Source organism: Streptomyces sp. NPDC046862, from assembly GCF_040704615.1.
In the GTDB taxonomy this organism is placed as follows: Bacteria; Actinomycetota; Actinomycetes; order Streptomycetales; family Streptomycetaceae; genus Streptomyces.
The window spans coordinates 124417-142587 of record NZ_JBEYXP010000025.1; the positions used below are offsets into that span (position 1 = coordinate 124417).

Below are 18171 nucleotides of genomic sequence, written 5' to 3' on the forward strand. Positions count from 1 at the left end.
GCGCCCTAGCCGAGCGCCTTGCCCGGCAGTTCCACCTTGGCGCCCAGCTCCACCAGCTTCTCCATGCTGTGCTTGCCCGGGGGATGACCCCCGGACCTCCAGCCCGGAGCCGTGTGGGCGCCCTAGCCGAGCGCCTTGCCCGGCAGTTCCACCTTGGCGCCCAGCTCCACCAGCTTCTCCATGCTGTGCTTGCCCGGGGGATGACCCCCGGACCCCCAGCCCGGAGCCGTGTGGGCGCCCTAGCCGAGCGCCTTGCCCGGCAGCTCCACCTTCGCGCCCAGCTCCACCAGCTTCTCCATGCTGTGCTTGCCCGGGGGATGACCCCCGGACCCCCAGCCCGGAGCCGCGTGGGCGCCCTAGCCGAGCGCCTTGCCCGGCAGCTCCACCTTCGCGCCCAGCTCCACCAGCTTCTCCATGAAGTTCTCGTAGCCCCGGTTGATCAGGTCGATGCCGTGGACGCGGGACGTGCCCTGGGCGGCGAGGGCCGCGATCAGGTACGAGAAGCCGCCGCGGAGGTCGGGGATGACCAGGTCGGCGCCCTGGAGTTTCGTGGGGCCGGAGACGACCGCGGAGTGCAGGAAGTTGCGCTGGCCGAAGCGGCAGTCGGAGCCGCCGAGGCACTCGCGGTAGAGCTGGATGTGGGCGCCCATCTGGTTCAGGGCCGAGGTGAAGCCGAGCCGCGACTCGTAGACCGTCTCGTGGATGATCGACAGGCCCGTGGCCTGGGTCAGGGCCACGACCAGCGGCTGCTGCCAGTCGGTCTGGAAGCCCGGGTGGACGTCCGTCTCCAGGGCGATGGACTTCAGCTGGCCGCCGGGGTGCCAGAAGCGGATGCCGTCGTCGTCGATCTCGAAGGCGCCGCCGACCTTCCGGTAGGTGTTCAGGAAGGTCATCATCGAGCGCTGCTGGGCGCCGCGGACGTAGATGTTGCCCTCGGTCGCGAGCGCGGCCGACGCCCAGGAGGCCGCCTCCAGGCGGTCCGGGAGCGCCTGGTGCGTGTAGCCGCCGAGGCTGTCGACGCCCGTGATGCGGATCGTGCGGTCGGTGTCCATCGCGATGATGGCACCCATCTTCTGCAGCACGCAGATGAGGTCCTCGATCTCCGGCTCTATGGCCGCGTTCGAGAGCTCCGTCACCCCTTCCGCGAGGACCGCGGTCAGCAGCACCTGCTCGGTGGCGCCCACGGACGGGTACGGCAGCTGGATCTTGGTGCCACGCAGCCGGCGCGGCGCCTCCAGGTACTGCCCGTCCTCCCGCTTCTCGATCTTCGCGCCGAACTGCCGCAGCACCTCGAAGTGGAAGTCGATGGGCCGGCCGCCGATGTCACAGCCGCCGAGGCCGGGGATGAACGCGTGGCCGAGGCGGTGCAGCAGCGGGCCGCAGAACAGGATCGGGATGCGCGACGAACCCGCGTGGGCATCGATGTCGGCGACGTTCGCGCTCTCCACGTGCGACGGGTCCATCACCAGTTCGCCCGGCTCCTCACCCGGACGGACCGTCACCCCGTGCAGCTGGAGCAGCCCGCGGACGACACGGACGTCGCGGATGTCGGGAACGTTGCGCAACCGGCTCGGGGCACTGCCGAGCAGTGCGGCGACCATTGCCTTTGGTACGAGGTTCTTCGCACCGCGGACCCGGATCTCGCCCTCCAGCGGGGTTCCGCCGTGAACAAGCAGTACGTCGTCAGAGCCGTTGACGGTCATGAATCTCGCGTTCCGTGGAGTCGGGCAGTTGTATCGGCGGACGCCCGGCAGACCTGTCGTACGGGAGCCGAGGCGGCATGAGCCGATGAGCAAGCGTAATGGCCGCCTACCCCTTCGCCGTAAGCCCAAGGGCCCCCAAGAGACGTCATAGGTTTGCCACAACACGAACCGTTCCCCGGCGGGCACAGGCGGTCACCGGCGAGGCCTCGGGTGACCGTGTGCGCGGGGGTCGCACCAGTGCGCCCTGAGCTGCATGGCTGTGGGTAGGGGGATTGGCTCCCCGCGCGCGGGCAGGATGCGGGATCATGTCTGGCATGACCGAGGTGTCCTCGCTCACAGGGCGGCTGCTCGTGGCCACGCCCGCCCTGGCGGACCCGAACTTCGACCGCGCGGTGGTGCTTCTCCTCGACCACGACGAGGAGGGCTCGCTCGGCGTGGTCCTCAACCGGCCGACTCCCGTGGACGTCGGCGACATCCTGGAGGGCTGGGCGGACCTCGCCGGTGAGCCCGGCGTCGTCTTCCAGGGCGGCCCGGTCTCGCTCGACTCGGCGCTCGGCGTCGCGGTGATCCCCGGCGGGACGTCCACCGCGCGCGCCCCCCTCGGATGGCGGCGCGTGCACGGCGCGATCGGCCTGGTCGACCTGGAGGCCCCGCCGGAGCTGCTCGCCTCGGCGGTCGGCTCCCTGCGCATCTTCGCCGGTTACGCGGGCTGGGGGCCGGGCCAGCTGGAGAACGAGCTCGGCGAAGGAGCCTGGTACGTCGTCGAGTCGGAGCCCGGAGACGTCTCCTCTCCCTCCCCGGAGAGACTCTGGCGCTCGGTCCTGCGCCGACAGCGCAACGAGCTGGCGATGGTGGCCACCTATCCGGACGACCCTTCGCTCAACTGATGTCTCGGGTCTCAGGCAAGGGCTGAATCGTGGGTGGAAGAATCTTCCATGTTCGAATGCGGAGAGCGAGTGCGTAACGTAGCGTCACAAGTGTGAAACTGGTGGTGCAGGTAAAACTGCTGCCGACGCCCCTGCAGGCGACAGCTCTTGAGGCAACGCTGCGAGCGTGCAACGAAGCAGCGACCTGGGTCAGTGCGGTCGCCTTCGAACGGAATGCAAAGAAGAACTTCCTGCTGCGGAAGCTCACCTACGCAGATGTCAGGACACGATGGGGCCTGGGGGCCCAGGCCGCTCAGCATGTGATCAAAAGGACCTGCGATGCGTACACCACGCTCACCGCAAATCTGAAGGCTGGACGTCTCGGCAGGCCGGGGTCGAAGCGGTATCGGAAGGCCGCCGATAAGCCGATTGCCTTCCGCTCTGAGGGTGCCCAGCCGTACGACGACCGGATGTTGTCCTGGCAGATCCCTGAGCGGCGGATCTCGATCTGGACGGTTGCAGGCCGGGTGAAGGACGTGGCGTTCACAGCTTCCACTGAACAACTGGACATCCTGGCGATGTACCGCAAGGGTGAGTCCGACCTGCTGATGCGGGACGGCAAGTGGTTCCTGCACGCCACGTGTGAGGTCCCCGAAGCCGAGCCGAATCTCGAACCGATGGACTTCCTTGGCGTCGACCTCGGAATTGTGAACATCGCCGCCACCAGTGACGGCGAGATCATGGCCGGGCGGGAGCTCAACCGTGGCCGCGTGCGTGAGCGCGGCCTCCGGCGGAAACTGCAGATGAAGAACACCCCGTCCGCCAGACGCCGGTTGAAGAAGCGGCGCCGTAAGGAGGCGCGGCGGACGAAGGACGTCAACCACAAGATCGCGAAACATGTGGTGGCCGAGGCGGAACGCACCGGTCGCGGAATTGCTCTGGAAGAATTGACGGGCATCCGGGAGCGGGTACGGCTTCGAAAGCCCCAACGGGCCACCCATTCCAGCTGGTCTTTCGGCCAGCTGGGGCAGTTCATCGCCTACAAGGCCCGCCGTGCGGGGGTTCCAGTGGTGTATGTCGATCCGGCACACACTTCGCGGACCTGCGCCGAGTGTGGCTACATCGACAAGGCGAATCGGGTGAGTCAGGCCCGGTTCGCGTGCCGGTCGTGCGGATTCGTTGATCATGCTGACCGGAATGGCTCCCGCAACATCCGCGCACGTGCACGGGAGTTGTGGCGATGCGGGGCCCGATCAACGGCCTCTGCCTCCCCTCCTGAACCCAGGAGACCGGCTGGACGCAAACGGCGTGTCACAGCCAGTGACATCCGTTGTGCAAGCCGGGGCACCAGAGTCCCCGGCAGTTGATTACCCTTGGCGCTATGAGCACTCTTGAGCCCGAGCGCGGTACTGGTACGGGGACCCTCGTCGAGCCGACGCCGCAGACGTCGCACGGCAGCGGTGACCACGAGCGCTTCGCGCACTACGTCCAGAAGGACAAGATCATGGCGAGCGCCCTCGACGGCACGCCCGTCGTGGCCCTCTGCGGCAAGGTATGGGTGCCCGGTCGCGACCCGAAGAAGTACCCCGTGTGCCCGATGTGCAAGGAGATCTACGAGTCCATGGGCGCCGGGGACGAGGGCGGCAACGACAAGTAGTGTCCTGGGCGACCGCGTCGGCAGCGGTCGGGCGCCCCACTGAGCGGGCGGGTGGACGGGACGGTCGTCGCGGTGCTCCGGTGCTGCGTTCTGTCGTACCTGGGGGTGGTCAGCGTCCAGGAGAGGCGTGACAGCCAGGCGCAGGCAATGGGTCTGCGGGTGCGGGCATCGACGACGGGCAGCGGGCCGCGCGGGTCAGGGAGCTGTGCCGCACCCTCCGCTTCGAGGCGGCGCACGTGCTGTATGACGACTTCGTCCTCGCGGAGTAGAAGTATCAATGTGCGCCATTGATCAGCCGACCAGGGCCTCAGCGATCTGGCGGGTGGTCTGTGCGGCGACCCGGGGGTTGACGGCGGCGTAGGAGGTGTAGGCGTTCAGGCCGGTGGCCAGAGCCCAGCCGCGGCCCCGGGTCCAGGTGGCGTCGTCGACGCCGAGCGTGGCGCGGAAGACGGCCCGGCTCTCGGGGGACATCAGGGTGAAGGCGATGGTCAGGTCGCAGGCCGGGTCGCCGATGCCGAGCCCGCCGAAGTCGATGACGGCGTTGAGGCAGCCGTCGACGGTCAGCAGGTTGCCGGTGTGGAAGTCGCCGTGGAACCAGACCGGAGGGCGATCCCACCCGGGGGCGCTCAGGGACGCCTCCCACAGCTCGGTCATGGCGACGGCGTCGAACGCACCGGCGACCTCCGCGATAGCGGCCCGCGTCGTGCGGTCCCGGTCGGCCAGCGGTCGGCCGGTGAGATCCTCGCTGGCGTTCTCGACGGGGAAGTCCTCGGGTACGAATTCCTGAAGGGCGGTGAGGAACTGCGCCAGTTGGACAGCAGCCCGGGACGAATCGGCCAGGGACTCAGCAGTCGCCACCTCGCCTTCCAGCCAGCGGGACACTGCCCACGGCCACGGATAGCCGAAGTCGGGCTCCCCCACCTCCACTGGTACGGGGATGGCCAGCGGCAGGTGCGGGGCCAGCGCGGGCAGCCACTCGTACTCCTTCATGGCCTGCCTGATGGCCCCAGTGTGGCGTGGCAGCCGAACAGACAGCTCCGTGCCGAGCCGGTAGATCACATGGTCCGAACCGGCCGGGTCGACAAGCTTGAGAGACAGAGCGGCCCACTGCGGGAACTGCGAATCGACCAGGTGCCTGACAAGTCCGGCGTCGATCGCGGAGTGGTCCACGGTTCGTCTGGTTGCCAAGAGCAACTCCTGAGGTCGACCCGCTCCATGCGGCGGGCAGGCGGATCCATCACAGTGCCTCGTGGACTCGCGTGTCGATCGGTTTTCCCGACTGGCTCTCCTTCACTACGCGGACTCCACGCGCCCTTCGTGTCGAAGCCGACTCAGGGCCTCCCCCCAGAACCCAGGGGCTTATCGCTGCATGGTGGCATCGGCCCCCAGGTTCCCGATGAACTGCCTTCAGTGGTTCCTCGGGCTCGCTATGGAGTTCGTACCGGGAACGTGGCCGGCAGTGTGCCGAATGGCCGGATTCCAACGTGGAGGACGGGACTCAAGTCTGGTTGTCCATACCGTAGTTGACTACATCGTCTCTGTCCGCCCGCCGCGCGGCGAGTCACGTATGCCCGCATCACGCCTGAAACGGACGCTCCGTTGCACGGAATGCTTCCGCCGGTCACAGAGTGGTTGAGACCTCTTGTGGGCATGTTCATGTACTCCTTAACCTCCGGTGTGTTGTACAGAGCGAAACCGTCATTGCGCATGTTGCAACGCCCCCCCCTCCGGAGGAACCGCTCCATGAAGCTCGCTGTCAGAACGGGCCGCAGCGCCCGCACGTCTCGTACGGCCCGGATGACCGCCCCCCTCGCGGCACTCGTCCTCGCAGGGCTCACCGCCACGGCCTGCGCCCCCCAGACCTCCGACAACTCCTCCTCCGGCAAGGACGAGAAGACCGGCACCCTGCGCGTCTGGCTGTTCCAGGAGGTCAGCAACAAGCCGAAGGAGCAGGTCGTCAACGAGACGATCTCCGCCTTCAAGAAGGCCCATGACGGCGTCAAGGTCACCGTCGAGTACATCCCGGTCGAGACCCGCGCGCAGAAGATCAAGGCCGCGTTCAACGACCCGAAGAGCGCCCCTGACCTCATGGAGTTCGGCAACACGGACACCGCGGGCTACGTGAAGGACGGCGGACTCCTCGACATCACCAAGGAGTTCAGCGGCTGGAACGAGGCCAAGGACTCCGACCCGACGGCCAAGCAGTCCGTGACGGTGGGCGGGCGGGTCTACGGCGCGCCCTTCTTCGTCGGTGTCCGCGCCCTCTACTACCGCACGGACGTCTTCAAGGAACTGGGCCTCGAACCCCCCAAGTCCCAGGCCGAGCTGGTCGACACGGCCCACAGGATCCGTGCGGCGAAGCCCGACCTGTACGGTCTCGCGGTCGGCGGCGCCTACACCTTCGGCGCGATGCCGTTCGTGTGGGCCGACGGCGGTGAGATCGCGGTGGGCAAGGGCGGGTCCTACGCGTCCAGCATCGACAGCGCGGCGTCCCAGAAGGGCATCAAGGCGTACACCTCGCTCTTCGGCGACGACAACTGCCCGGCCGCCAAGTGCGCGGGCTTCGGCGGCAACGACACGGTCACCGCGTTCGCCTCCGGCAAGGCGGGCATGGCGATCGGCGGTGACTTCAACTACGCGGCGGTCGAGGCCGGGAAGGTGAAGGGCAAGTTCGGGGTCGTACCCCTGCCGGGGGTCAAGGAGGGCTCGATCGCGCCGGCCTTCGCGGGCGGCAACAACATCGGCGTTCTGAAGAGCACCACGCACCGCACGCTCGCCGTCGACCTGATGGAGCAGCTGGCGTCGAAGGAGACGCAGGGCGAACTCTTCGACGCGATGGGCTTCCTGCCGACGTACACCGACGTGCGCGCGGACGTGGCCAAGAAGGAACCGCACATCGCGCCCTTCGTGAAGACGCTGTCCGCGGGCACCAAGTTCGTTCCCGCTTCGCCGGCCTGGTCCCAGATCGACGCCTCGCTCGTCCTGCCGACGATGTTCCAGGAGATCGTCAGCGGCAAGAAGGACGTGGCGGCAGCCTCGAAGGACGCGGCGAAGAAGATGAACGACGCGTTCGGCTCCGCTGGGTGACGCCGATGACGGACCGCACTGTCCCGGCGGAGGGGCCGACCGACCGCGAGCACGACCCCCACGTCGCCACCGACGACCGCGACGTGCGGCCCCCCGCCGCGGCGTCAGGACCGGAGCCGTCGCGGACGCCCGTCGCGGCCGAGCAGACCGCGAAGCACACGGTGGCCGGTGGCCGGGACGACGACGCCGCGCCCCGCCCCGCCGGCTCCCCGGAGCCGTCGCGGACGCGCGTCGCGGACGATGAGCCCGCGAAGCGGCACGCCGTGGCCGGCGAGACGGGCCGGGAGGCCGGGCAGGGGGCGGCGGTCGGCGGGCGGGACGGCGCCGCGACGGCGATCCGCCTCGGCAGTTCCTCGGCCGGGCGACCCCCGAAAGAGGCCCGCCCGGCCAAGGGCCGCAGTGGTTCGCCCCGGTCGAGCGGTGGCTGGACGCCCTGGCTCTATCTCGCGCCCGCCCTCGTCGTTCTCGGCGGGCTGCTGGTCTATCCGATCTACCAGCTCGGGCTGATCTCGTTCCTGCAGTACACCCAGGCGCAGGTCAGCGGCGGGCAGCCGACGACCTTTCAGGGCTTCGGCAACTACGCGGAGCTCTTCGGGGACCCGGAGTTCTGGCAGGTGCTGCTGGCCACCGTGCTCTTCGCGGCGGCCTGTGTGGTCTCCACGCTGGCCGTGGGCTGCGCCCTCGCGGTGCTGCTGACGCGCGTACGAGCCGTGCCGAGGCTCGCGCTCATGCTGGCCGCCCTCGGTGCGTGGGCGACCCCGGCCATCACGGGCTCGACCGTGTGGCTGTTCCTGTTCGACCCCGACTTCGGGCCCGTCAACCGGATGCTGGGGCTGGGCGACCACTCCTGGACGTACGGGCGGTTCAGCGCCTTCTTCCTCGTCCTGCTCGAAGTGGTGTGGTGCTCCTTCCCGTTCGTGATGGTGACGGTGTACGCGGGCATCCGCGCCGTACCCACCGAGGTCCTGGAGGCCGCCGCGCTGGACGGCGCCTCGCAGTGGCGCATCTGGCGGTCGGTGCTCACCCCGATGCTCCGCCCCATCCTGACCGTCGTCACCATCCAGTCGGTGATCTGGGACTTCAAGGTCTTCACGCAGATCTACGTCATGACGAACGGCGGCGGTATCGCCGGGCAGAACCTCGTCCTGAACGTGTACGCCTACCAGAAGGCGTTCGCGGCGTCCGAGTACAGCCTCGGCTCGGCGATCGGCGTGGTGATGCTGCTGATCCTGCTGGTCATCACGCTCGTCTATTTGCGGCTGCTGCGCAGGCAGGGGGAGGAGCTGTGAGTTCCTTGACGTCCTTGGGTACCTCGGGTTCCTCGCGTTCCTCGGGTTCGGGTCGGCCGAAGTCCGGTGCCCGTCGTTTCGTACGGCGCCCCTGGCGGCTCGCGGCGGAGGCGTCCGCGCTGGTCATCGCGGTCGTGGTGGCGTTCCCGCTGTACTGGATGGTGCTCAGCGCGTTCAAACCGGCTGGGGAGATCGAGTCGACGGATCCCCGGCCGTGGACGCTGTCCCCCACTCTGGATTCCTTCCGGCGCGTCTTCGAACAGCAGGAATTCGGCCGTTACTTCGTCAACAGCCTCGTGGTGGCCGGCTCGGTGGTCGTCGTCTCCGCGCTCATCGCGTTTCTCGCGGCGACCGCCGTCACCCGGTTCCGCTTCCGTTTCCGCACCACCTTGTTGATCATGTTCCTGGTGGCGCAGATGGTGCCCGTGGAGGCGCTCACCATCCCCCTGTTCTTCCTCATGCGGGACTTCGGCCAACTCAACACCCTGGGCTCGCTGATCCTGCCGCACATCGCCTTCTCCCTGCCGTTCGCGATCTGGATGCTCCGGGGTTTTGTGAAGGCCGTTCCGGAGGCGCTGGAGGAGGCTGCGTATCTCGACGGGGCGAGCCGTACGCGATTCATGTGGCAGATCCTTTTCCCGCTCGTCTTCCCCGGGCTGGTCGCGACGAGTGTCTTCTCCTTCATCTCGGCCTGGAACGACTTCCTGTTCGCCAAGTCGTTCATCATCAGTGACACCTCCCAGTCGACCCTTCCGATGGCCCTGCTCGTCTTCTACAAGCCCGACGATCCCGACTGGGGCGGCGTCATGGCGGCGTCCACGGTGATGACGATTCCCGTGCTGATCTTCTTCGTACTCGTACAGCGACGACTGGTCTCGGGGCTGGGCGGGGCGGTAAAGGACTAAGGACCAAGGACCGACGTGACCCAACTGATTCCCCAGCCCCGCAGCGTCGTCGCCGGTTCCGGCGAGGTGCGGCTGACGGCGCACTCCCAGCTCTACGCGGGCACCGCGGCGGAAGGCGTCGGCCACTGGCTGTGCGCCGTCCTCCGGCAGGCCACCGGCCTGCCGCTCCGCGAGGGGCAGGAGCTCGACGACACCGACGGCGACGGCATCGGGCTCCAGATCGACTCCGCGCTCGCCCCCGAGGAGTACCGCCTCGTCAGTGACTCGACCGGCGTCCTGATCGAGGGCGGCAGCGCGGCCGGTGTCTTCTGGGGTGCCCAGACGCTGCGGCAACTCCTCGGCCCCGACGCGTACCGAAGGGCCCCGCTCCGCCGCGACCGCGCCTGGGCCGTGCCGCACGTGACGATCGAGGACGCTCCCCGCTTCCGCTGGCGCGGCCTCATGCTCGACGTCGCACGGCACTTCATGCCCAAGGACGGGGTCCTGCGCCACCTCGATCTGATGGCCGCGCACAAACTCAATGTCTTCCACTTCCACCTGACGGACGACCAGGGCTGGCGCCTGCAGATCGAGCGGTACCCGAAGCTGACCGAGATCGGATCATCGCGGGCACGCACGAAATTCGGTCACCGTGCCTCGCCCCTGTGGGAGGAGAAGCCGCACGGGGGTTACTACACCCAGGACGACATCCGGGAGATCGTCGCCTACGCCGCCGAGCGGCATATCGCCGTCGTCCCGGAGATCGACATCCCCGGCCACTCGCAGGCCGCCATCGCCGCGTATCCGGAACTGGGCAACACCGACGTCATCGACACGACCTCCCTGACGGTCTGGGACACCTGGGGCATCAACAAGAACGTACTCGCCCCCACTGACAACACCCTGCGCTTCTTCGAGGGCGTCCTGGAGGAAGTGCTGGAGCTGTTTCCGGCCGACATGGCCGGGACCACCCCGTCCGCCGCCTTCTCGAGGTTCATCCACATCGGCGGCGACGAGTGCCCCAAGGACCAGTGGCGCCAGTCAACAACGGCCCAGAAGCGCATCCAGGAGCTGGGCCTCGACGGCGAGGACGGGCTGCAGTCGTGGTTCATCCGGCACTTCGACAACTGGCTGACCGCGCGCGGGCGTCGCCTGATCGGATGGGACGAGATCCTGGAGGGCGGCCTCGCGCCGGGGGCGGCGGTGTCGTCGTGGCGCGGCTACAACGGCGGGATCACGGCCGCCCGCGCGGGCCACGACGTGGTCATGTGCCCCGAGCAGCAGGTCTACCTGGACCACCGTCAGCACGGCGGCGACGACGAACCGGTGCCCATCGGCTACGTCCGCACCCTGGAGGACGTCTACCGCTTCGAGCCGGTTCCACCGGAGTTGACGCCCGAGGAGGCGCGGCACCTGCTCGGCACCCAGGCCAACGTGTGGACCGAGGTGATGGAGGACCAGGCGCGGGTCGACTACCAGACGTTCCCGCGCCTGGCGGCCTTCGCGGAGGTCGCGTGGAGCTCCCTGCCCGCCCCCGCGGACCGGGACTTCGCGGACTTCGAGCACCGCATGACGGCCCACTACGGGCGGCTCGACGCCCTGGGAGTGGCCTATCGGCCTCCCGCCGGGCCCCGGCCGTGGCAGCGGCGCCCAGGGGTGCTCGGACGTCCGATCGAGGGTGCGCCGCCGAACGTGTGAGGTGACCCCGAAGGCGCACAAGTCGGGTGTAGGCCCCTGAAACACGGTCTCATGAGGAGAAAGAACCGCAAGAGCCATCGAAGAGCGGCAATGCGTGCCCATGGGTGATGTCGTGCGAAAACGGACCATCGCCGTGGTGAGGTGGGCGAATGCCTCCTAGCGGACCCCCGCGTTCGGGTCTCGCGAGAATGTGCCAGAGTTGCCACGTCCGCCCTGTCAGCACGTACCGTACGGCAGCACAGGTGGGACCAGGTGGGGCAGCGGGAAGGGGCAGCCGGTTTTGACCACGCACGCACCGCAGGCGGCGCAGGCCGTGACGCTGCCCGGCTCGCTGGACGAGGCCGTGGAGGCGCTGGCGGCCATGCCCGCCGCCGTCCCCGTGGCCGGCGGCACGGACCTGATGGCCGCGGTCAACTCCGGGCAGCTCAGGCCCGCCGCGCTCGTCGGTCTCGGCCGGATCAGCGAGATCCGCGGCTGGCAGTACCAGGACGGCCACGCGCTGCTCGGCGCGGGCCTCACGCACGCACGCATGGGGCGCCCCGACTTCGCGGCGCTCATCCCGGCTCTCGCGGCCGCCGCGAGAGCCGCGGGTCCGCCGCAGATCCGCAACGCGGGCACCCTGGGCGGGAACATCGCGACGGCCGCCCCCACGGGGGACGCGCTGCCCGTACTGGCCGCCCTGGAGGCGACGTTGATCATCGCGGGCCCGGGTGGGGCCCGCCGTGAGGTCCCCGTCTCGCACCTGCTGGCCGGCGTGGAGATGCTGCGCTCCGGTGAACTCATCGGGTACGTGCGCGTGCCGCTGCTGCATGCGCCGCAGGTCTTCCTGAAGGCCACCGGACGCACCGGTCCCGGGCGCGCCACGGCGTCCGTCGCGGTCGTCCTCGACCCGGCCCGGCGCGGTGTGCGCTGCGCGGTCGGTGCCATAGCGCCGATGCCGCTCAGGCCCCTGGACGCCGAGGCGTGGGTCGGCCGGCTCATCGACTGGGACGGCGAGCGCACACTCGTGCCGGAGGCCCTGGCCGCCTTCGGGGAGTACGTCTCCGCCGCCTGCATCCCGGACCCGGCACCCGCCGAGGACGGCTCCGTGGCACCGCTTCCGCCCGCCGTACTGCAACTTCGGCGCACTGTCGCCGTACTGGCCCGACGAGCATTGGGGAGGGCGCTGTCGTGACCGACGACCAGCACGGGGAGGGCACGCCCCAGCAGGGTCAGTACACCGGCTGGGAACGGCTGCCCCAGGGGGACTACGACGACGGCGCGACGACGTTCGTCCAGCTCCCCGAAGGGGGCATCGACGCGCTGCTGGCCGCTGACAGCCCGCTCGCCGCGCCCGGCCACGGCTACGTGCCCCCGCCGATAACGGTGACGCCCACCGAGGGCGCCGGCGCCGACCCGGCGGCCACCGGCACCTGGACGGCACCGGCCGAGGGCGCGCAGTGGCCCGACCCGAACGCCGTGCCCCCGGGGACCGAGCAGCACGGGTTCACGTACAACCCGGGCGGCACCGGCCAGTGGACCTTCGAGGACGTCCCCCAGGAGGGGGCCGGCGGCGCATCCGCTCCGGGCCACGACGTGACCGGGGAGTGGTCGATTCCCGTCGCCGGGGGTGACATTCCGGACGAGTCGGGCGAGTTCAGTGCGTCGTCCCTCGTCGAACAGTGGGGCGGCACCCCTCCGGCCACGCTCCCCGGGGGCGCACCCGCGCCCTGGGCGACGGAGGCGATCGGGACCGCGTGGACGGCACCGCCGCCCGAGCGCACCGAGGAGCACCCGCCCGGCGGGACCGTCGAGGAACACGCGCCGGGGGCACCCGGGAGGACCGCGGGCGGATACGGGCTCGGCGACGGCGGGCACCAGCACGAGCACGGACACGGCCACGGCCACGGGCTCGCCGAGCCGGCCGGGGCTCCCGGGGTCGAAGCGCCCCGCGTGCCCGCTGAGACGTCCGGAGAGCCGCAGGGCGACCCCTACGCGGGATCGCGCGCCGAGGCCGCGAGCGAGGCGCCTGAGGCCGCTCACGAGGCCTCCGGGCAGACCGACACGGCACCCGAGGACCCGTCAGGCGCACCCGAGGAGGAGCCGGACGGCGACACGCCCGGCGTGGCGCCGGTCGCCGAGAGCGCGGAGGAACAGCCCGCCGAGCCCGCCGCCCCGCTGCTCGACGACCACCCCCTCGCCTCGTACGTCCTGCGGGTGAACGGCACCGAGCGGCCGGTCCCCGACGCCTGGATCGGTGAATCGCTGCTCTACGTGCTGCGCGAGCGCCTCGGCCTCGCGGGCGCCAAGGACGGCTGCTCGCAGGGCGAGTGCGGCGCCTGCAACGTGCAGGTCGACGGCCGGCTCGTCGCGTCCTGCCTGGTGCCCGCCGTCACCGCCGCGGGCAGCGAGGTCCGTACCGTCGAGGGGCTCGCCGACGACGGGCGGCCCTCCGACGTGCAGCGGGCACTCGCCAAGTGCGGCGCGGTGCAGTGCGGTTTCTGCGTACCGGGCATGGCCATGACCGTGCACGACCTGCTGGAGGGCAACCCGGCCCCCACCGAGTTGGAGACCCGGGCGGCCCTCTGCGGCAACCTGTGCCGCTGCTCGGGCTACCGGGGTGTCGTGGAGGCCGTGCGCGAGGTCGTCGCGGAGCGCGAGGCGCACGGCAAGGCCGAGTCCTCGCCGTCGTCACAGCCCTCACCGTCCTCGCCGTCCGCACCGGAGGCCGAGGAAGCGCGCATCCCGCACCAGGCGGGCCCCGGAGCGGGCGGCGTCAACCCGGCGGCGTTCCAGGACCCTTCCGGGTACGACCTCCCGGGACATCCCCCGGGGCAGCATGACCAGGCGTACGGACCGGACGGAGGAGGCCAGGCGTGACCAACGAAGCCGCCACCGCGACCACCGCGGAGGCCACACCGGCCACCGACCCGCTCACGCACGGCCTGGGCGTGTCCCTGCCGTCCGCGGACGCCCGCGCCAAGACCGAGGGCACGTTCCCGTACGCGGCCGACCTGTGGGCCGAGGGCCTGCTGTGGGCCGCCGTGCTGCGCTCCCCGCACCCGCACGCGCGCATCGTGTCCATCGACACCTCCCACGCGCGCGAGATGCCCGGCGTCCGCGCCGTCGTCACCCACGAGGACGTGCCCGGCACCGCGCTGCACGGCCGCGGCAGGGCCGACCGCCCCGTGTTCGCCTCCGAGGTCGTACGCCACCACGGGGAGCCCCTCGCCGCCGTCGCCGCCGACCACCCGGACACCGCCCGCATGGCCGCCGCCGCCGTCATCGTCGAGTACGAGGTACTCGACCCCGTGACCGACCCGGAGCAGGCCTTCGAGGCCGAGCCCCTGCACCCCGACGGCAACCTGATCCGCCACATCCCGCTGAGCCACGGCGACCCGGACGCGATCGGCGAGGTCGTCGTGGAGGGCCTGTACCGCATCGGCCGCCACGACCCGGCTCCCATCGGCGCCGAGGCCGGACTCGCCGTGCCCCGCCCCGACGGCGGCGTCGAGCTCTACCTCGCCTCCACCGACCCGCACACCGACCGCGACACCGCCGCCGCCTGCTTCGGCCTGGAACCCGACCGCGTGAAGATCGTCGTCACCGGCGTGCCCGGCGCCACGGCCGACCGCGAGGACCAGGGCTTCCAGCTCCCGCTCGGCCTGCTGGCTCTGGAGACCGGGTGCCCGGTCAAACTCGCCGCGACCCGCGAGGAGTCCTTCCTCGGCCACGCCCACCGCCACCCCACCCTCCTGCGCTACCGCCACCACGCGGACGCCGAGGGCAGGCTGGTGAAGGTCGAGGCGCAGATCCTGCTGGACGCGGGCGCCTATGCGGACACCTCCTCCGACGCGCTGGCCGCCGCCGTGGCCTTCGCCTGCGGCCCGTACATCGTCCCGAACGCCTTCATCGAGGGCTGGGCCGTGCGCACCAACAACCCCCCGTCGGGCCATGTCCGCGGCGAGGGCGCCATGCAGGTGTGCGCCGCCTACGAGGCCCAGATGGACAAGCTGGCCAAGAAGCTGGGCGTGGACCCGGCGGAACTGCGTCTGCGCAACGTCATGTCCACCGGGGACGTCCTGCCCACCGGCCAGTCGGTGACCTGCCCGGCCCCAGTGGCCGAACTCCTCCAGGCCGTACGGGACTTCCCGCTCCCCGCCCTCCCCAAGGACACGCCCGAGGAGGACTGGCTGCTCCCCGGCGGGCCCGAGGGCGCGGGCGAGCCGAGCGCGGTCCGCCGCGGCGTGGGCTACGGCCTCGGCATGGTGCACATGCTGGGCGCCGAGGGCGCCGACGAGGTCTCGACGGCCACGGTGAAGGTCCAGGACGGCGTGGCCACGGTCCTGTGCTCGGCCGTGGAGACCGGCCAGGGCTTCACCACGCTGGCCCGGCAGATCGTCCAGGAGACGCTCGGCATCGACGAGGTGCACGTGGCCCCCGTGGACACGGACCAGCCCCCCGCCGGCCCGAGCTGCCACGGCCGCCACACCTGGGTGTCGGGCGGCGCGGTGGAACGCGCGGCGAAGATGGTCCGCACCCAGCTCCTGCAGCCCCTGGCGCACAAGTTCGGCATGTCCACCGAGCTGCTCCAGATCACCGACGGCAAGATCACGTCGTACGACGGCGTCCTGTCCACCACCGTCGCCGAGGAGATGGACGGCAAGGAGCTGTGGGCCACGGCCCAGTGCCGCCCCCACCCGACCGAACCGCTCGACGACGCCGGCCAGGGCGACGCCTTCGTGGGCATGGCGTTCTGCGCGGTCCGCGCGGTCGTGGACGTCGACATCGAACTGGGCTCGGTACGGGTCGTGGAAATGGCCGTCGCCCAGGACGTCGGCCGGATCCTCAACCCCGCCCAGCTCGCCGCCCGTATCGAGGCGGGCGTCACCCAGGGCGTCGGCGTGGCCCTGACGGAGAACCTCCGCTCGGCCCGCGGCCTGATCCGCCACCCCGACCTCACGGGCTACGCCCTCCCGACCGCCCTGGACGCCCCCGACATCCACATCGTCAAACTCGTCGAGGAACGCGACGTGATCGCACCCTTCGGCGCGAAGGCGGCCAGCGCGGTCCCGGTCGTGACGTCCCCTGCGGCGGTCGCCTCCGCGGTCCGCGCGGCGACGGGCCGCCCGGTCAACCGCCTGCCGATCCGCCCGCAGGCGGCGGTGGTGACGGCTTCGTAGCAGGGCGCCCTGGCCGCAGGCGCGGACGGACGTCAGAACCGCACCCGGCGTGGGGCGCGTGAGCGCGTGCGGCCCTGTGAGGGGCGGCCCCCGGCGCGGACCACCGTCGTTGTCAGTGGGTCGGCGTAAGGTTCTTGGCAGTGAGGGACGGCCGCGCCGCTGGTGGGGGCCGTCCGCGCTGGGGGAAAGCACGACGTGAATCACAGGTGCTGGGGGAGCCATGAGCACGAGTACGACTACGGCGGGCAGCGGGACGATCACACTGACCGACCAGGAGCTGGGCCCGTACGTCACGCACGCGGGCACGCGGCAGTGGCTGACAGGGCCCGGACTGCCGCACGGGAGCGCGCTGCTGGGGTTCGGCGCGCTGCGTGAGGGAGCCGGACTGCGGAGGGTGGCCGAGCTCGTCGCCGACGCGGGGGTGCTCGCGCAGGAGCTGCGGGACCAGCTGGTGATCGGTTCGCTGCGCACGCTGGACCGGGACCTCGAGTCGATCGTCCTGGACGGCACGACGGGCGAGATCTCGACGACGTCCTTCCACCACGCCCCGGGCCTGATGGACCTGTCCCCGCTCGCCCCGTCGCTGGAGGCGCTGCTGCGGTTCGCGGAGGCGACGGAGGAACTGGTCGAGTCCCGGGGCCGGTTCGCGACGTTCGAGGGCCGCGTGGGCCCGAAGCCGGTAGCGGCGATGACCTCACAGCTGACGTGTCACCTGACGTCGCTCCTCGCCACGAACTCCCCTTCGCACGACCCACGTGACCTCGCCCCGTACTGGCGGATGGCGGCCCTGATCCGCCCCCTAGCCCGCATCGCGGGCCCGGGCGACGGACTGGCCCTCTCCCTCCCTCCTCGCCTGCTGGACGAGGAGTTCGGCGCCGGCGAGATCATGCGCTTCGAGGAGGTGGACTTCTCCGCCACCCTCGTCCACGAGCCGACGCGCCGCTTCCTCAAGGAGGTCGGCCTCCCCGAGGACGGCTTCATGTTCCAGCTGGACACGGAGGTGGCGCTGCCCACCCTGCCCGAGTACTACGAGGAGGAGCGCCCGGGCTACGTCACGGCCGCCGAACTGCCCGCGGACGCCGACCGTTTGATCCGCCTCGGCCAGCTGCTGGAGGACACGAGCCTCGTCGTCGACGGCACCACGGGCGCGATCCTGTGCTGGAGCGAGCGCGACCGCACGATCCGCCCCCTGAACGCCGACATCTCGACCCTCGCGTTCACCGTCTGGCTCATCCACCGCGAGAAGGCCCTCGACGCGCAGTACGACCTCACGGCGTCCTACACCCAACTGGCCGCCACGATGACGGAAACCCTCGCCACGGTCGACCCGGTCGCCTGCGACCGCACCCCCACGACACCGGACGACGACGGCTGGCGCTACTGGCCGGAGATATTCGAGGACCGAACAAGCGGCACGCTGTACGCCTGAGACGAAAACGAGGACGGAAGCTGCGACGGACAGACCGAGAGGGCGGCACCCCGCTCGGGTGTCGCCCTCTCGGTCTGCCTGGTCAAGCCATGGAGGCCGTGGCGGGAATCGAACCCGCGTAACTCCCCGCGGGCGGAGCCCGCTGATGGATGCAGTGCAGGCGAGTCCCTGAACCGCTCGGGCGCACGGCGGGCCACCCGCCAGTGGCCGACCGCAGTACCGTTGTGGAGGCCGTGGCGGGAATCGAACCCGCGTAACTCCCGCGGGCGGAGCCCGCTGATGGATGCAGTGCAGGCGAGTCCCTGAACCGCTCGGGCGCACGGCGGGCCACCCGCCAGTGGCCGACCGCAGTACCGTTGTGGAGGCCGTGGCGGGAATCGAACCCGCGTAACTCCC

General features: G+C 70.5%; 13 protein-coding genes. 11 read left to right on the forward strand and 2 right to left on the reverse strand.

Going from position 1 to position 18171, the window contains the following annotated elements:
- Positions 1 to 356: 356 nt before the first annotated feature.
- The gene (murA, locus tag AB0959_RS26955) at positions 357 to 1703 is read right to left on the reverse strand and encodes a UDP-N-acetylglucosamine 1-carboxyvinyltransferase (RefSeq protein WP_366829144.1); all 1347 of its coding nucleotides are present in this window, start codon (positions 1701 to 1703) and stop codon (positions 357 to 359) included.
- Positions 1704 to 2017: 314 nt separating this feature from the next.
- Between murA and AB0959_RS26960 the strand changes: the two genes are divergently transcribed.
- The 3 genes from AB0959_RS26960 to AB0959_RS26970 all read left to right on the forward strand — a co-directional run bounded on the left by AB0959_RS26960 (position 2018) and on the right by AB0959_RS26970 (position 4226).
- Positions 2018 to 2590 carry a YqgE/AlgH family protein gene (locus AB0959_RS26960; RefSeq protein WP_366829145.1) on the forward strand — a complete coding sequence of 191 codons (573 nt, stop codon included), beginning with the start codon at positions 2018 to 2020 and terminating at the stop codon, positions 2588 to 2590.
- 92 nt (positions 2591 to 2682) lie between these two features.
- Positions 2683 to 3936, forward strand: coding sequence for a transposase (locus AB0959_RS26965; protein ID WP_366829147.1), 1254 nt, complete (start codon positions 2683 to 2685; stop codon positions 3934 to 3936).
- Between the two features lie 14 nt (positions 3937 to 3950).
- On the forward strand, positions 3951 to 4226 hold the full coding sequence (locus AB0959_RS26970; protein ID WP_366829148.1) for a DUF3039 domain-containing protein: 276 nt from the start codon (positions 3951 to 3953) through the stop codon (positions 4224 to 4226).
- Positions 4227 to 4517: 291 nt separating this feature from the next.
- Here AB0959_RS26970 and AB0959_RS26975 read toward each other — a convergent pair whose 3' ends face one another.
- The gene (locus AB0959_RS26975) at positions 4518 to 5414 is read right to left on the reverse strand and encodes an aminoglycoside phosphotransferase family protein (protein ID WP_366829149.1); all 897 of its coding nucleotides are present in this window, start codon (positions 5412 to 5414) and stop codon (positions 4518 to 4520) included.
- 609 nt (positions 5415 to 6023) lie between these two features.
- Here AB0959_RS26975 and AB0959_RS26980 point away from each other — a divergent pair.
- The 8 genes from AB0959_RS26980 (at position 6024) to AB0959_RS27015 (ending at position 17775) form a co-directional block, all read left to right on the forward strand.
- Entirely contained in the window at positions 6024 to 7313 is a 1290-nt protein-coding gene (locus AB0959_RS26980; RefSeq protein ID WP_366829190.1) for an extracellular solute-binding protein, read from the forward strand.
- A 473-nt stretch (positions 7314 to 7786) separates the two neighbouring features.
- A complete protein-coding gene (locus AB0959_RS26985) occupies positions 7787 to 8602 on the forward strand; it encodes a sugar ABC transporter permease (protein WP_366829191.1) in 816 nt (271 codons plus the stop codon).
- Between the two features lie 119 nt (positions 8603 to 8721).
- Entirely contained in the window at positions 8722 to 9507 is a 786-nt protein-coding gene (locus AB0959_RS26990; protein WP_366829192.1) for a carbohydrate ABC transporter permease, read from the forward strand.
- Positions 9508 to 9522: 15 nt separating this feature from the next.
- Complete coding sequence (locus AB0959_RS26995) at positions 9523 to 11184, forward strand: beta-N-acetylhexosaminidase (RefSeq protein WP_366829150.1); 1662 nt, start codon at positions 9523 to 9525, stop codon at positions 11182 to 11184.
- A gap of 280 nt (positions 11185 to 11464) precedes the next feature.
- Positions 11465 to 12358, forward strand: coding sequence for an FAD binding domain-containing protein (locus AB0959_RS27000; protein ID WP_366829151.1), 894 nt, complete (start codon positions 11465 to 11467; stop codon positions 12356 to 12358).
- Positions 12355 to 14043 carry a 2Fe-2S iron-sulfur cluster-binding protein gene (locus AB0959_RS27005; protein ID WP_366829152.1) on the forward strand — a complete coding sequence of 563 codons (1689 nt, stop codon included), beginning with the start codon at positions 12355 to 12357 and terminating at the stop codon, positions 14041 to 14043. The genes AB0959_RS27000 and AB0959_RS27005 overlap by 4 nt, the downstream gene beginning before the upstream one ends.
- Positions 14040 to 16346 (forward strand): molybdopterin cofactor-binding domain-containing protein, encoded by a 2307-nt coding sequence (locus tag AB0959_RS27010; protein ID WP_366829153.1) that lies wholly within the window; start codon positions 14040 to 14042, stop codon positions 16344 to 16346. Before AB0959_RS27005 ends, AB0959_RS27010 begins: the two co-directional genes overlap by 4 nt.
- Before the next feature lie 220 nt (positions 16347 to 16566).
- On the forward strand, positions 16567 to 17775 hold the full coding sequence (locus AB0959_RS27015; protein ID WP_366829154.1) for an SUKH-4 family immunity protein: 1209 nt from the start codon (positions 16567 to 16569) through the stop codon (positions 17773 to 17775).
- Positions 17776 to 18171: the final 396 nt, after the last annotated feature.

Bases quoted from the DNA above. Each gene is read 5' to 3' on its own strand.
- murA (WP_366829144.1), bottom strand. From the start codon at position 1,703: ATGACCGTCAACGGCTCTGACGACGTACTGCTTGTTCACGGCGGAACC.
- AB0959_RS26960 (WP_366829145.1), top strand. From the start codon at position 2,018: ATGACCGAGGTGTCCTCGCTCACAGGGCGGCTGCTCGTGGCCACGCCC.
- AB0959_RS26970 (WP_366829148.1), top strand. From the start codon at position 3,951: ATGAGCACTCTTGAGCCCGAGCGCGGTACTGGTACGGGGACCCTCGTC.
- AB0959_RS26980 (WP_366829190.1), top strand. From the start codon at position 6,024: ATGACCGCCCCCCTCGCGGCACTCGTCCTCGCAGGGCTCACCGCCACG.
- AB0959_RS27015 (WP_366829154.1), top strand. From the start codon at position 16,567: ATGAGCACGAGTACGACTACGGCGGGCAGCGGGACGATCACACTGACC.